The sequence below is a fragment of the Pseudohongiella nitratireducens genome, from assembly GCF_001642735.1.
Lineage (GTDB): Bacteria > Pseudomonadota > Gammaproteobacteria > Pseudomonadales > Pseudohongiellaceae > Pseudohongiella > Pseudohongiella nitratireducens.
The window spans coordinates 98,918-113,969 of sequence record NZ_LWHM01000032.1; the positions used below are offsets into that span (position 1 = coordinate 98,918).

At 51.2% G+C, this 15,052-nt stretch carries 15 protein-coding genes; 7 read left to right on the top strand and 8 right to left on the bottom strand.

The window, feature by feature from the left end:
• Nucleotides 1-32: 32 nt before the first annotated feature.
• On the top strand, nt 33-1,751 hold the full coding sequence (locus tag PSCS_RS12135; protein ID WP_157885711.1) for a putative bifunctional diguanylate cyclase/phosphodiesterase: 1,719 nt from the start codon (nt 33-35) through the stop codon (nt 1,749-1,751).
• Between the two features lie 77 nt (nt 1,752-1,828).
• On the top strand, nt 1,829-3,388 hold the full coding sequence (locus PSCS_RS12140; protein WP_068812378.1) for a YifB family Mg chelatase-like AAA ATPase: 1,560 nt from the start codon (nt 1,829-1,831) through the stop codon (nt 3,386-3,388).
• On the opposite strand, the gene PSCS_RS12145 is transcribed toward PSCS_RS12140, so the two are convergent.
• A complete protein-coding gene (locus tag PSCS_RS12145; RefSeq protein WP_068812379.1) occupies nt 3,354-3,599 on the bottom strand; it encodes an accessory factor UbiK family protein in 246 nt (81 codons plus the stop codon). The two genes, PSCS_RS12140 and PSCS_RS12145, sit on opposite strands and share 35 nt — an antisense overlap.
• A 293-nt stretch (nt 3,600-3,892) precedes the next feature.
• On the opposite strand from PSCS_RS12145, the gene glnK reads away from it, so the two are divergent.
• The 3 genes from glnK to PSCS_RS16280 all read left to right on the top strand — a co-directional run bounded on the left by glnK (nt 3,893) and on the right by PSCS_RS16280 (nt 6,331).
• Complete coding sequence (gene glnK / locus PSCS_RS12150; RefSeq protein WP_068812380.1) at nt 3,893-4,231, top strand: P-II family nitrogen regulator; 339 nt, start codon at nt 3,893-3,895, stop codon at nt 4,229-4,231.
• Nucleotides 4,232-4,299: 68 nt separating this feature from the next.
• Nucleotides 4,300-5,529 carry an ammonium transporter gene (locus PSCS_RS12155; RefSeq protein ID WP_068812444.1) on the top strand — a complete coding sequence of 410 codons (1,230 nt, stop codon included), beginning with the start codon at nt 4,300-4,302 and terminating at the stop codon, nt 5,527-5,529.
• 670 nt (nt 5,530-6,199) lie between these two features.
• On the top strand, nt 6,200-6,331 hold the full coding sequence (locus PSCS_RS16280) for a hypothetical protein (RefSeq protein ID WP_267890021.1): 132 nt from the start codon (nt 6,200-6,202) through the stop codon (nt 6,329-6,331).
• A 196-nt stretch (nt 6,332-6,527) separates the two neighbouring features.
• Here PSCS_RS16280 and PSCS_RS12165 read toward each other — a convergent pair whose 3' ends face one another.
• Nucleotides 6,528-6,908 carry a helix-turn-helix domain-containing protein gene (locus PSCS_RS12165; protein ID WP_068812382.1) on the bottom strand — a complete coding sequence of 127 codons (381 nt, stop codon included), beginning with the start codon at nt 6,906-6,908 and terminating at the stop codon, nt 6,528-6,530.
• Complete coding sequence (locus tag PSCS_RS12170) at nt 6,905-8,239, bottom strand: type II toxin-antitoxin system HipA family toxin (protein WP_068812383.1); 1,335 nt, start codon at nt 8,237-8,239, stop codon at nt 6,905-6,907. Before PSCS_RS12170 ends, PSCS_RS12165 begins: the two co-directional genes overlap by 4 nt.
• 479 nt (nt 8,240-8,718) lie before the next feature.
• Here PSCS_RS12170 and PSCS_RS12175 point away from each other — a divergent pair, with 479 nt between their 5' ends.
• Both PSCS_RS12175 and PSCS_RS12180 read left to right on the top strand, forming a co-directional pair.
• Complete coding sequence (locus PSCS_RS12175) at nt 8,719-8,961, top strand: hypothetical protein (protein ID WP_317621808.1); 243 nt, start codon at nt 8,719-8,721, stop codon at nt 8,959-8,961.
• Between the two features lie 67 nt (nt 8,962-9,028).
• A complete protein-coding gene (locus PSCS_RS12180) occupies nt 9,029-9,349 on the top strand; it encodes a helix-turn-helix domain-containing protein (protein ID WP_068812384.1) in 321 nt (106 codons plus the stop codon).
• Between the two features lie 103 nt (nt 9,350-9,452).
• Here PSCS_RS12180 and PSCS_RS12185 read toward each other — a convergent pair whose 3' ends face one another.
• From PSCS_RS12185 to PSCS_RS12205, 5 genes are all read right to left on the bottom strand, one after another.
• A complete protein-coding gene (locus PSCS_RS12185; protein ID WP_068812385.1) occupies nt 9,453-10,175 on the bottom strand; it encodes a 16S rRNA (uracil(1498)-N(3))-methyltransferase in 723 nt (240 codons plus the stop codon).
• An 80-nt stretch (nt 10,176-10,255) separates the two neighbouring features.
• Nucleotides 10,256-11,137, bottom strand: a complete 882-nt coding sequence (gene metF, locus PSCS_RS12190; protein ID WP_068812386.1) for a methylenetetrahydrofolate reductase [NAD(P)H] — start codon at nt 11,135-11,137, stop codon at nt 10,256-10,258.
• A 56-nt stretch (nt 11,138-11,193) separates the two neighbouring features.
• Entirely contained in the window at nt 11,194-12,573 is a 1,380-nt protein-coding gene (locus tag PSCS_RS12195) for an adenosylhomocysteinase (RefSeq protein WP_068812387.1), read from the bottom strand.
• A 43-nt stretch (nt 12,574-12,616) separates the two neighbouring features.
• Entirely contained in the window at nt 12,617-13,774 is a 1,158-nt protein-coding gene (gene metK / locus PSCS_RS12200) for a methionine adenosyltransferase (protein ID WP_068812388.1), read from the bottom strand.
• Between the two features lie 76 nt (nt 13,775-13,850).
• Nucleotides 13,851-14,891 (bottom strand): ArsR/SmtB family transcription factor, encoded by a 1,041-nt coding sequence (locus tag PSCS_RS12205; protein WP_082866663.1) that lies wholly within the window; start codon nt 14,889-14,891, stop codon nt 13,851-13,853.
• Nucleotides 14,892-15,052 lie beyond the last annotated feature (161 nt).

Here is a 15,052-nt window from a genome sequence, read left to right on the forward strand (position 1 = left end):
TCCAAGGAGGGACCCGTTCAGGGCGTGACGTGGTGCGCATACTTTTAATATCCGAACAGCCATCTGATTTTGGGCTGGTCGATCGCAGTTTACAGGGTATCGCTGACATTCCGAGCGAGCTACTCAGCTGCCCGCCCGATCCTGCCGAACTGGCTGCTGTGGATCTGAGTCGCATCACACTGATGATCTGGGGTCGAATCTCCGATGTACAAATAGCTGCCCAGCTGTTGGTAACCCTGAGCCAGCAGCAGCGTAAGGTGCCGTTACTGGTGCTCAGTGACAAGGCGCAACCTGAATCCGGCAACCAACAGGATTTTGGTGTTCTCCCCCGGCAATCATTAAGCGCTGCCATGTTACGTGGTGCTCTGACCCACTATGGCACGAAACGCCGTGAAGCAACGGTGACTATCAGCCAGTCAGTGGATCCCCTCACAGGTTTAAGTAATCGGCACCATACTCGCGAGCTGTTGAGTGAATGTCTGTCCAGTCATGAATCCGAAGGCACCGTTGCGTTACTGCTGATTGATGTTGATCACTTCAAGAAAGTGAATGTTTCCTATGGCCAGGGGGCTGGTGATGCCCTGATTCAGCTAATGGCTGAGCGCATCAAAGGTGCTATTTTGCCAAACCATAAACTGGCCCGTATTGGTGGCAATGAGTTTGCCGTTATTTTCCGTCGTGATGATGGCCAGTCGGTGGCGCGTGAGGCCATGCAATGCAGTGATGAAATTATGCTCGCTATGGGGAGGCCTTTTCCATTGGCCCGTCATGCCGTTCGAATGGCTGTAAGCATGGGTCTGACTATTAAAGACCATGGTTTTGTAACGGCGGATGCCTTGTACAGCCAGGCCGACATTGCCATGCGTCGTGCCAAGCAGGATCGTGGCAATGCGCTGCAGCACTACACCAAAGACATGACGCACTCAGCTGAGAAAGAGCTGAAACTTGAAGCCGAAATTCGTCGCTCGTTGCGCAAAGAAGAATTCGTCCTGCACTTCCAGCCTCGCATCGACATGGGCAGTGGTCGCATCGTCGGTGCAGAGGCTTTGATCCGATGGCAGCATCCAACCCAGGGGCTGCTTTCACCGGCGGCGTTTATCCGGGTGGCAGAAGACAGTGGTCTGATCGTGCCTCTGGGTTACTGGATTATCGATGCCGCCTGTCGCTACCTCACGGAGCTGACAGCGCAAGGTTACGGAGAAGTCCAGATTGCAGTGAACGTCGCCTTTAAGCAGTTCCAGGACAAAAATTTTGTCCAGACGGTTGCCAATATCATTAAAAAACATGGTATCCGGCCGGGCCGTCTGGAAATTGAATTAACCGAAACGACCATGATGATCGAAGGTAATTCTGTGGATCACAGCCTTCGTGAATTGAACAATCTCGGAATTGCCATTTCACTGGATGATTTCGGTACCGGGTACTCTTCCTTTGCACACATCCAGCGACTGCCCATTTCTGCACTGAAAATTGACCGTTCTTTTGTGGGTGGCGTCAATGCCAGCCATGATGACTCCACCATTGTAAAAGCGATGATCAGTCTGGCCCACAGCCTGGAAATGCAGGTGATTGCCGAAGGTGCCGAAACAGCTGATCAGGTGGAGTTCCTGCGCGAACACCAATGTGACCAGGTACAGGGTTACTTCTTCAGCCGTCCGGTCAGCTCAGATGACCTGATGGTGCTGCTGCACCGAGAGGCCACAACCGGCCTGATTGCTGCTGACAATATCGCCTCATTTTCCACTCACTGATTCTCTGCCAGGCAGGCAGCCGGTTCCGGTATCAGCTACAACAGTATCAGTAGCTATGAAAGAATCGGGAGCGCCTCATGAGCAGCGCCACATCTCTGTCGTTGGTATACAGTCGTGCCAATCAGGGCGTTAATGCGCCGCTGGTCACAGTAGAGTGTCACCTCTCTAACGGTTTGCCAGCACTGTCTTTGGTCGGCCTGCCAGAAACCGCTGTCAAAGAAAGTCGTGAGCGGGTCAGAAGTGCCATCATCAATGCTGGTTTTGCTTTTCCGGAAAGGCGCATCACGATTAATCTGGCGCCAGCGGGTATTCCTAAAAGTGGCGGTCGCTACGATCTGGCTATTGCCCTGGGTTTGCTGGCAGCAGATGGTCAGATTGATCCCGCAGTGCTGCTGGATTACGAGATTCTGGGCGAGCTGTCATTAAGTGGTGGTATTCGATCTGTTACCGGTGTGGTGCCAGCTTTGCTGGCTGCCCGGGATCATGGGCGGCAGCTGATATTGCCGGCAGCGAACCAGGCAGAGGCACGGCTGGTTCGCGGTGCCGTCAGCTATAGTGCTGAGACCTTAGGACAGGCGCTGTCTCACTTTAAACGCACTGGCACTGGCATCTCGGCTAATACCTTTGAACGTCCCGACAAGGCTCAGCGATCACTTGCAAGTCTGACATCGGTCCGGGGTCAGGAGGCTGCAAAATGGGCATTAACTCTGGCTGCTGCAGGTGGGCACAATCTGCTTTTCTGTGGTTCGCCTGGTTCTGGAAAAACATTGCTGGCGCAATCACTGCCTGAACTGTTGCCAGATCTCAGTGAGCAGGAAACATTGTTACTAGCCTCCATTCGCTCTGTCAGTAGCAAGGTTGCACCTGATACCTTTTGGCAAAGTCCTCCTTTTCGGGCACCGCATCACAGCAGCACCGGGGTGTCACTGATCGGAGGAGGCAAACAGTTCAAACCGGGTGAGATCAGCCTGGCGCACGGTGGTGTGCTGTTTCTGGATGAGCTGCCGGAGTTTTCTCATCAGGTACTGGAGAACCTCAGGGAGCCACTGGAGTCAGGAACGGTCAGTATCAGCCGCGCTGATTATCGCGTGCAGTTTCCGGCTGCTTTTCAGCTTGTGGCGGCCATGAATCCCTGTCCTTGCGGGTACTACAAAGACGAGAATCGAGCCTGTTGCTGCCCGCCCGATCGGGTAAGGCGCTATCAGGCCTGTGTTTCAGGTCCATTGCTGGACAGAATTGATTTGCATGTCCGGGTCCAGCGGCCGGCCCTTGAGGCGTTGTTTCCTGGTGATAACAATACCGGTTTTACTGAGCCGGACTGGCAGCGGGTCAAACAACACGTGGCGCAGTGCCGGGCGCGGCAGATGAGCCGTAACCAATGTTTGAATGCCCGGATGTCGGTGCAGCAGGTGCATCGCTTTTGTGTGCTGAGTAAACCCCAGCAGCAGTTAATCAAGGAGATTGCCGGCAAGTGGCAGTTGACAGCGCGAGGTTGTCACCGGCTGCTGAAAATAGCCAGAACGCTGGCGGACTGGTCAGGGATGGAAAATATCGCTGACGAGCATCTGATAGAAGCTAGCCAGTATCGTCAAAACCTGGCGGTCACTGAGGGAGTAACTGATCCTCCAGTTGTTTGAGGACTATCTCCAGTTCTGAAATCCGCTGCTCGGCTTTTTCCAGTGCACGTTGCTGGGCATCAAATTCTTCCCTGCTGACCAAATCCATCGATTGCAGTGCGCGCTGGGCGGCCATCTTGGCCGACTGCCTGGCCTCCTCTCCCATTGCCTGGGCTCGGGGCAGTGCCTGATTTATTTGCTCGACTAAATCATCAAGAAGGGACGGTTTCATGCTTTGCTCTCAGAAGGCTTCAAATTAAACACAATTCTATTCTCACACAGCCCACAGGAATGATAAATACAATAACTGTGTTCAAAAATGGTGCGCACAGGTTTTTGCTGTGCACGCAATTGGTGCACGTGAGCTGTCTGACAAGAATGTGCTGCCTTATTTCTGTGCGTCTATATGGTTATGTGATTGATATAAAAGAATATTAATTATCTGGCACGGCGCATGCATAGTAGAGAGGCAGGTGTATCTGCACTGAATAGGCGGCGCAGGTATTAACAATAAAGGAGCAACTCATGAAGTTAGTAACGGCGATTATCAAGCCTTTCAAACTGGACGATGCCCGCGAAGCATTGTCTGAGATTGGCGTGCAGGGCATTACGGTAACGGAAGTAAAAGGGTTTGGTCGACAGAAAGGCCACACTGAACTGTATCGTGGTGCTGAATACGTGGTGGATTTCCTCCCGAAAGTGAAGATCGAAGTCGCAATCGGAGATGATCTGTTGGATCAGACACTGGATGCGATTACCAAGGCTGCCAACACGGGCAAGATCGGTGACGGCAAAATCTTTGTTTCGGATCTGGCGCAGGTTATTCGAATCAGAACAGGTGAAACAGGAGAAGCCGCCGTATAACACGGTGAGACTATCCAATAGCGGAGGATATAAAGGTGGAGAACCAAATTTTTGAACTGCAATACGCCATGGACACCTTCTATTTCTTGGTGTGTGGTGCATTGGTAATGTGGATGGCGGCTGGTTTCGCCATGCTGGAAGCGGGTCTGGTCCGCTCTAAAAATACAACTGAGATTCTGACCAAGAACGTCGCGCTGTTTGCGATCTCTTGTACGATGTATCTGATTTGTGGCTACGCCATTATGTACGGCGGCAGCTACTTCCTGTCAGGCATTGCGGGCGGTGAAACGCTGGTTGCTGATGCCCTGGCCTCTAAAGCTGAGGAAGGTTTTGGTGGTGGATCGGTTTACTCCGACGCATCTGATTTCTTCTTCCAGGTAGTTTTCGTAGCAACGGCAATGTCAATTGTCTCTGGTGCGGTTGCTGAGCGTATGAAGCTGTGGGCTTTCCTGGCATTTGCTGTAGTCATGACTGGCGTTATCTATCCGATGGAAGGTGCATGGACATGGGGCGGTGCTTCTGTGTTCGGTATGTTCACTCTGGGTGATCTGGGTTTCTCTGACTTTGCTGGTTCCGGTATCGTACACATGGCGGGTGCAGCCGCTGCACTGGCGGGTGTTCTGATCTTGGGTTCACGTAAAGGTAAATATGGCCCTGACGGTTCTATCAAAGCGATTCCGGGTGCTAACCTGCCGCTGGCTACACTGGGTACATTCATCCTGTGGATGGGCTGGTTCGGTTTCAACGGCGGTTCAGTATTGAAGTTGGCTGATGTGAGCAACGCTAACGCCGTCGCGATGGTATTTCTGAACACCAACGCTGCAGCAGCAGGCGGCTTGATTGCTGCGCTGATTACTGCACGTGCCCTGTTCGGCAAAGCCGATCTGACAATGGCACTGAACGGTGCGCTGGCTGGTCTGGTTGCGATTACAGCTGAGCCTTCTACACCTTCTGCCCTGCAAGCGACTCTGTTCGGTGCAATCGGCGGTGTGCTGGTGGTCTTCAGCATCGTCGGCCTGGATAAACTGAAAATCGACGATCCGGTCGGTGCGATCTCAGTACACGGTACTTGTGGTCTGCTGGGTCTGTTGCTGGTACCGCTGACTAACAGTGGTTCATCTTTCAGCGGCCAGTTGATCGGCGCACTGACAATCTTCGTCTGGGTCTTCGTAACAAGCGTGATCGTCTGGATAGCACTTAAAGCTATCATCGGTCTGCGAGTGAGCGAAGAGGAAGAAGACAACGGTGTGGACCTCTCGGAGTGTGGCCTGGAAGCCTATCCAGAGTTCACCAAGTAAGAGCTCCGCTCCCCCTGATACTGCTGCTGCCACCCCCGGCAGCAGCAGTTGTCAAAACGATCGGTTGGCCTACTCTCCCAACTCAGCTTACCGATCGTCCCTTACAAACCCCGGCTCTGCCGGGGTTTTTTTATGACCGCCATCCCTGGCGGTCACTCTTACGGGCGGTCGTTAACGCGACGTGAAAAATCGCTACCGGCTATCTTTTATGACACGGAAAAGGTCAGCGCATCCTGTTACGTATCTCAGCCGACCACTGCCTGACACGCCTGACCCGTGGTCTGATTGGCTGCGATACGAAACAGGATGTGCTGATCGCTGACCGCTGACCGTAGATTTGATCTGCTATATAACAGTTGTGCGTTGAAAAAAGTATAGGGTTGGCTTGCTGGCTCTTGCAAAACTGGATAACGGTGATCATTTTATGAGTGACAGGCAGAAGGCTCCAGAGCCTAAACGGAATTTCGGGTACAATCTAAAAATAAACCGTGAACACCTTCAGGAAGACGGGCGAAAGTTGGCTGTTAGTGCAATGACAGCCGGTTTGGTGGGGTTGATTTTACGGAGCGATCTTTTGTATCACAGGGATGCTTTAGTGCTTTCTGTATTAAGTGTGGTAGTCTGGCTTCTGGTATATATAGAGCCTGCGGGCTTGAAGGAGGATGAATAAATGGGTGAATATCAAAACACCATATCACTGATAGTAGTGGGTTTAATTATTATCAGCATTCTCTACATTGGTCTGCACACTGACCTGGTACAGGATGTCAGTGGCCGTAGGAAACGCAAAAAAAAGAGCTGATAGAATAGCTCTTAGAACCCCCAAAAGGAGCTTCGGCTCCTTTTTTATTGATCTTATCGGGTGACCAAAACACAGCAGGCACGGCACAAGGGAAGGGCATCATGTTATGTGTCACAGCCAATCAGACCAGGCAGTGGTCGGATGCGATACATAACATGATGTCCTGACCACTGACCTGTAGTCGTCGCCCCTTGACCTATGATGCCCTGACCGCACCCTGCTTTGCTTCCTTAAATCGCCGTATTTGGTAAGGTAATTCCTCCTCAGCCTGAAAATCGGAAAAAAGCAGCTTGGTTAATTCAGCATTCATGGGTAGCAAACCAAGGCGAATGCCAAAGATGCCAAATGCAGCATTTAGCGTAGCAGATGTGGCTGGGCCCCGATCATTTTCCAGGTCAGATAATGAGCGGCGAGCGATACCGGCGATTTTGGCAAATTCACTTTGGTTCAAACCCAGAATGCCCTTACGAAGTCGTCTCAGCAACTCCCCTTCGCTTATTCTGCCTGTTAAGGTTTGCAGCAACTGTTGCCTTAGAAAATCTTCACGTTCCGTCGCACTAAGTGCAGCCCTTTTCATGTTAGCAATTGCCATCGTTTGAGTTTTTCATCCAGCCTGGAAAAGCCAAAGGTTGGCATGTTAATAATGTTTGAGCTGACGCCTCTGTTTCTTAATCTTTGCCCTAATCCTGAAAGTGCACTGGCTTGTGCTTTCAAGGTATTCAGGATCTGTGCCGGATCGGCAATATCTGACAGTTCACTGCAGATATTAATCCAGTTGAAATTTCCGCCTTCTTCAAAGGGTATGCCCCACTTGGTTGTACGTGTAATCCCCTCCGGATCGGCCTTCATTGGCGCAAAGTCATAAACTGGAGCCAGATCGATATGGTGAGGCCTTTTAAGTAAAGCACTGTTTCGTCCATGGTTGTCTGAGTTGCCAAAGGCAACATTGAGTAAGTCTCTGCGTACCCACTCCGCAACAAATGTTGAACTGTCAAATTTATGATTGCATTCGTGAAGCACTTCAACCAGTTTTCTCAGCACATCAAAGTGGTTCAGAAAACTGCCTGGCTCCTGCTCCATGACTGAATAAATGGATTCAAGTCCAAACCGCTGTTCCCGGCCGGTTTCATAGCTGACATCAAAACGAGGTATCCACAAAGAGGGGTAGGTTGAACCTTCCAGTAGCCTGAGTTTGCTAACATCAACCGTTTCCACTCCCAGTGCGTCCAGCTCCAGGTAGTAGTGGTACTCTGCACGCAGGATATCGCAGTCAATCTCGCTACGGTTATTGCGTGGAAATTTAACCAGATAATGCTGATCCAGATTACAGGCATCATCCTGCCAGGTATCAATCCAAACCTCGCCTTTGCTGGATCGCCTTAAAAGCAGTTTCGGGGCTTCACCGCCTGCGCCCGTTGCACCACCGCTGGCAGCTCCGATTTCTTGCGCATATTCAAGAAAATCAGTTTGTCGTTCACAGACATCCTCGTCATTGAAGCGGTATTGACGTAATTGTGAACCAGAAACCTTTTCAGGCAGGGCCTCTTTAATGCGGAGATTGCCAATAGGCGCAATAGTGCCTTTTGATAACAACTCGCTATCTTGAGCAGGTCCGGATTGACCTGAGAGCCCCAGTAATTGCACCCAATAGCGTCGGGCTGCCCCGGAAGGAATAATATCGTTCAGAAAGGTGAACCAGGTGGGGCGTCGATAGGTTTCGGCAATGGCGACTGGCAAATTAATGCTGCAGGCAGGTGTATCTCGTCTATCAAGATATTCCAGGGTGTATTCGATTGAAGAGTAAGCCAGCTTTGACGTGCCATAACGTCCCTTCTCCGGGTCACTCAAGGTTAACTCGGCAATGTCCACCCAGCCACCGTCCAGCAAAGCCTGGATCGTGAGATTCATAGCACATCCCTAATAAACTATATGCATTATAGTGCTCATTAATAGATATAAAGTCAAGATATGAATATTATAGCGCTCATTTATGTCAATGAGATTCATATTTTGAGCATAATAATGCCCATTATATGAATGTCTATAAAGTGTGCATTAGTCGCCAATACAGCAGGCACGGCACAAGGGAAGGGCATCATGTTATGTATCGCAGCCAATCAGACCACGCATTGCCTGGCGTTCCTGACCCGAAAACGCAGCCGAACTGTCTGAACCGTAAGGTGAGTTTTCGGCTGCGATACATAACATGATGCCCTGACCGCCCCCGGTTGGCGCTGCGATGATGAGGAAATTGGTCTATAAACAGTGTGAGGTGAACAAAACGATATCCAGGCTTTCAACAGCGTTGGTGGGATAGTCCGAACTATTGCGCGAGAAAGCTATCGATTGTTTTTGTAGTTTGCCTTTTATACCCGAACGGATATAATATGGCAAAGAAACGGAAGATACTGTACTGGGAAGGATCTTCGAAGAAGGATTTCAAGGCATTCCCTATCGACGTGCAGAAAGACATGGGCGTTGCGTTATTCATTGCCCAGTTGGGTGGTACACCGGATTCAGCCAAGACCTGGAAGGGACTGGGTTCCGAAGTGTACGAATTGGAGATGCTGTACATGTGTTACATGCGTTCCAGAAGAAGTCCAAGTCTGGCATGGCTACGCCGAGTTTAGGCGTGGATTTGATTGAGAAACGGCTTAAATCAGTGCTCGCCCGTTACAGGATGGACAGGAGAAAACGATGAACCGCAAAGATCATCCTCAAGGCACCGAAGATGTGTTGCTTGATCTGGGGTTTGACGACGCAGAGGAATTGTCTGCCAAGGCAGCGCTAGCGCTCAAGCTGAATGAACTGATCAATCAACGTGGCCTGAGTCAGACAGAAGCAGCGGTGATTACCGGTATGACTCAACCCAAAGTATCCCAGGTACGCCGCTATAAACTTCAGAATATTTCTCTGGAACGCTTGATGCAAGCACTGGTGTCACTGGATCAACATGTAGAGATAAGCGTTCAACCGGCGAGAAAGGCATATGCGCCAGGCATCATCGTTGCGGCCTAGTCGCTATTGAGGATTCCCGGCTCTGTTACGAGATAACTGGCATTGCAGCAGATGTGGCACAAGGGAAGGGCATCTGAGCTATGATGCCCTGACCGCACCCAAACTAAAAATCACCCCAGACCATCTGAATAGCAGTCAACGCAACGACAGGAGCCGTTTCAGTTCTCAATACCCTGGGCCCTAAACGGATTGATTGTAAACCTGCCTGAGTGGCCGCCGCTTTCTCTGTTTCACTGATACCCCCTTCCGGCCCAATCAGCAGAAAAGCTGCAGCAGGGCGATCGGTGTTAAAGCCAGTGAGGCCCTGGTGATCCAGCATAAACCCCTGCCCTGCAGGTACAGTATCTAACCAGGCGCCAAGCACAACAGGTGGATGTATCGTAGGGATGGTGCAACGCCCGCTTTGTTCGCAGGCGTTGATGGCGATCTTCTGCCAGTGCAGTCTGCGTTTCTCTGCGCGCTCTTCGTTGAGTTTGACTTCACTATGTTCAGTAAAAAGCGGTGTTATTGCCGTGACGCCAAGCTCCGTTGCCTTTTGCACGGCAAAGTCCATGCGTTCGCCTTTGGAAAGGCCAAGGCCGATATGGACAGGGTAAAGCGATTCCGGTTGCGCAGACGGTTTTTCGGCGAGCTGGATTTGAACACTGCGTTTGTCGACAGCAATCACTTCGCCCTGATATTCACCGTCATCACCGTTGAACAGTGCGACAACCTGGCCGACTTTGGCACGCAACACCCGGCCAAGGTAATGAGCCTGCTCGTCAGTCAGTGCGATTGTCGCAAGACTCTGTAAGTGTGTCTCAGTGTAAAGACGGGAAACTCTCAACTGAACCTCCCAGGTTTCCGTATGGTCCGCGCATAATCTTTAGTATACAACTCAGCATACATGACATGATGTCGAGCGTTTTAGCTGCGACGACTCAGGTCAAGATTCGTCCAGATCTGGCGAACCGGCTCGGTCTGATTCATGCTGTAGAAATGCAATCCAGGAGCCCCGCCCTCCAGTAATTTCTCGCACAGTGATGTCACCATATCAGCGCCAAATTGACGGATACTGTCAGTGTCATCTCCGTACGACGTCAATCGCTGACGAATCCAGCGTGGGATTTCAGCACCACAGTTATTGCTGAAGCGTTGCAGGTTGGCGTAATTGGTTATTGGCATGATGCCGGGCACGATCGGAATATCGATTCCGGCTGCCTGACAGGCATCACGAAAATAAAAATAAGCGTCGACATTAAAAAAGTACTGAGTGATTGCGCTATTTGCACCTGCTTCCACTTTCTTTTTGAAGAAATACAGATCACTTTCGTAGCTGTCAGACTGAGGATGAATCTCCGGATAACAGGCCACTTCTATATGAAAGTGGTCGCCTGTGGTTTTACGAACATGCTCAATTAACTCGTTGGCATAGTAATAACGAGATACGGCACCGGTACCCGAGGGGATATCCCCCCGGAGCGCAACCAGACGATTGATACCCTGCTCTATATAGTGTTGTAGCAACGCATCAATCTCATGTTGAGGCGAGCCGCCAAAAGACAGGTGGGGTGCCACATCAGAGCCTTTTTCGCGAATGGCATTAACGGTCTGGCGGGTACCATCTTTGGTAGAGCCGCCAGCGCCATAGGTGACAGAGAAAAAGTCGGGGCTCAACTCGGCCAACTCGCCATGAACTCGCATCAGTTTCTCAGCGCCAACTTCCGTACGCGGAGGAAAGAACTCAAAACTGAAGCGCGCATCCTGTTGCGCGGGTTGTCCGGATTGGTTTTTGCTGCCCTGTGTCATTTCTTCGTCTTCCTGATATTAATTGATTATCTGCCGTTATCGCTAAATCTAACGGCTTAGTATTTGTAGCTGTCTGGCTTGAACGGGCCTTCTACGTTGACGCCAATGTAGCTTGCCTGGTTCGGCGTCATTTTGGTGATAACGCCACCAAAGCCCTGCACCATTAATGCGGCCACTTCTTCGTCCAGTTTTTTCGGCAACACTTCGACGCGTAACAGTTCCTGTTGCTCTGCCTCAGCCTTGTCAGCAAAAGCCTGCTTGTACAGGTGAATCTGAGCCAGTACCTGGTTGGCAAAAGAGCCATCCATGATGCGTGACGGATGACCTGTTGCATTGCCCAGATTTACCAGGCGACCTTCAGATAACAGCAGCAGATAATCTTCCGGATTGCTGTCCGGGTTGCCACGATAGATTTTGTCGACCTGTGGTTTTACATTCTCCCAGGTCCAGTTGTCACGCATATACTGGGTGTCAATTTCATTGTCAAAATGACCAATATTACAAACCACAGCGCCTGCTTTGAGTGACTGCAGCATGTACTTGTCGCAGACATTCACATTACCGGTTGTTGTAACAATAAGGTCTGTCTTGGCCAGCAGCTCTTTGTTGATGCCGTCCAGTGACTCTGTGTTATCCCCGTTTTTAAATGGTGAGACAAGTTCAAAGCCGTCCATGCAAGCCTGCATGGCACAGATTGGATCGATCTCGGTCACCTTAACAATCATGCCTTCCTGGCGCAGGCTTTGTGCAGAGCCTTTACCCACATCACCATAACCCACTACCAGTGCGTGACGACCAGAGAGCAGCATGTCTGTGCCGCGTTTGATTGCGTCATTCAGGCTGTGGCGGCAGCCGTACTTGTTATCGTTCTTGGATTTCGTGACGGAGTCGTTAACATTGATCGCGGGTACTTTCAGGGTGCCCTGTTTCAGCATCTCGATCAGGCGATGTACGCCAGTCGTTGTCTCTTCAGTCACACCGTGGATCTTTTTCAGCATATCTGGATACTTGTCGTGCACCATGGCCGTCAGGTCGCCGCCGTCGTCCAGCAGCATGTTGGCATCCCAGGGAGTGCCATCTTTGAGGATAGTCTGCTCGATACACCAGTCCCCTTCCTGAACCGTCTGCCCTTTCCAGGCATAAACAGCGACACCTTTGCTGGCGATATAGGCGGCAGCGTGATCCTGTGTAGAGAAAATGTTGCATGACGACCAACGCACTTCGGCGCCCAGTTCAACCAGCGTTTCGATCAGGACGGCTGTCTGAATGGTCATGTGAATGCAGCCGATGATTTTAGCGTTTGCCAATGGCTGAGCGTCGCGATATTGCTCACGCAATGCCATCAACGCAGGCATTTCAGCCTGTGCCAGCAAGACTTCATGACGGCCGTATTCTGCCAGTGACATATCGGCAACTTTGTAATCATTCTGACTCATGGTAATTCCTGTATGTTAAGTTAAAAATAATAAAGAGTTGCTGTTAAAGACCGGCAGCGTCGCGCAAGGCGTCGGCTTTATCGGTTCTTTCCCAGGTGAATTCGGGTTCTTCACGACCAAAGTGTCCGTATGCCGCTGTTGGCAAGTAAATAGGACGAATCAGGTCCAACATTTTAATCAGGCCTTTCGGTCGCAGTTCAAAATGTTCGCGAACCAGTTCAACAATGCGTGCGTCACTGATCTTGCCGGTACCGAATGTGTCGACACTGATTGAAGTCGGCTCGGCAACACCAATGGCGTAGGAAACCTGAACTTCGCAACGATCGGCAATGCCGGCGGCAACAATGTTTTTGGCGACATAGCGCGCCGCATAAGCGGCAGAGCGGTCAACTTTTGATGGGTCTTTGCCGGAGAAAGCACCGCCGCCATGGCGCGCCATACCGCCATAAGTATCAACAATAATTTTTCGACCGGTCAGTCCGCAATCGCCATAAGGGCCGCCAATCACGAAGCGGCCGGTCGGGTTGATGAAGTATTTGGTATCAGCGCTCAGCCACTCGGCTGGCAGAACCGGTTTGATGATTTCTTCCATCACCGCTTCTTGCAGATCCTTTTGGGCAATTTCCGGGTCGTGTTGCGTGGACAGAACCACGGCATCGATTCCGGCAGGTTTGCCGTCTTCATAACGGAACGTGATCTGACTCTTGGCGTCAGGACGCAACCAGGGCAACACACCGTTCTTACGAATTTCTGCCTGGCGTTTAACAAGACGGTGAGAGTACGTGATTGGTGCGGGCATCAGCACATCTGTTTCATTGCTGGCATAACCGAACATCAGGCCCTGGTCACCGGCACCCTGTTCATGGTCTTCCGTTTCATCCACACCCATGGCAATTTCCGGAGACTGCTTGCCGATGCCGTTGAGGACTGCGCATGAGTGGCCGTCAAACCCTTTGTCTGAATGGTCGTAGCCAATGTCGATAACCACTTTTCGTGCGATATCTTCCAGATCAACATAAGCTTCGGTCGTTACCTCACCGGCAACCACTACCATGCCGGTTTTAACCAGCGTTTCGCAGGCGACGCGTGCAGCGGGATCCTGGCGCAGCAAGGCATCAAGAATGGCATCTGAAATCTGGTCAGCAATTTTGTCCGGGTGTCCTTCTGATACAGACTCGGAAGTAAACAAGTGTGAGCTCATAGTGTGTAGTTCCTGTATGTCTGGGCTATCGATCGTTGTTGACTATTCAACGCGGAAAAGCCCGGTGTTAAATCCATCATTGATTAATAAATACGCGTATTTGTACCTGGAAACCATTTTTAAGCCCGAGATAGACGCGCTGACTGCAATGCAGCCCGGCGGCCTCTGCCCATCCATCAAGGTCAGAATCGGCAAAGCCTAACCAAAGGTCGCCACAGGACGCTTTAACCCAGTCCTGGTCATGGTGGCTCAGGTCGATCAGTATTAACGTGCCACCGGATGCGAGTAATTGCGCGCAGTCTTTAAACGTGGTTTGTGGTGATGGAATATGGTGAAGCACCATATTGAATACCATCAGGTCGTAGCGTGCCAGGTTTTGACTGTCTGCCAGTAATGCTGTGGTGTCGCCATGAACAAAATCGACGTTGCCAGCAAGCTTGGGTGCCAGTTGCTGTAACTGTTTTTCTGCGCGAGTCAGCATTTCCCGGGAATTATCCAGTGCCGATAAGTTGGGGAAACGTTCAGCCAACTCACTCAGTAACGGGCTTTCCCCGGGGCCGACTTCGATAGCAGAGCTGTTCTCGGGTAGCCGAAGTCCCGCCAGCAGGTCATGCAGCGTTTCCCGATACTGGGCATATTCTGCAATCAGGTCCTGCTTTTCTATAAAGCGGTCAGCGTGCCGCTCGAAGAACAGCAAGGATTGCTCCGAGCGTTCATCATTGATTTGCTGCGCCCCTGCCGCCAATTCTTCCCGCAGCTGTTGTGCGTCCAGTGCCGCGAAAGCAGCGCGTTTAATTTCGGCTGCGGGGTCGTCATCTAGCACCAGCGCGCGGCGATAAAAAATGCTGTTACCTTCGCGCCGGGTTGAAACCAGGTCAGCCTGGGCCAGTATTTTCAGGTGGTGGCTGAGTGCCGACTGGCGTACATCGACGATACGGCACAGTTCCAGGACGCCATACGAATCAGTGCGCAACAGGTGCAAAATATCCAGGCGCAACCCATCCGACAATGCTTTAAACAAGCGTGTCAGTTCATCCGGCGCAACACCTGCCTGCACGATGTGCGCAGCGATAGTGTCGTCACTCTGAGTTGTCGGTTGAGCGGCAGCGGTGGTCATGGTGGCGAACTATAGCAGCAACCCGGTTCTTTATCAAAATATTTTGATATAGATATGGGTGCCAACCGCCGGCAACGGCTTGAGGAAAAGAGAATTCGCACGATCTATCCGTGTTTTGTCTGGAAAATTAAGCCGATCTGCGGGAAAATACGCCTTTTATT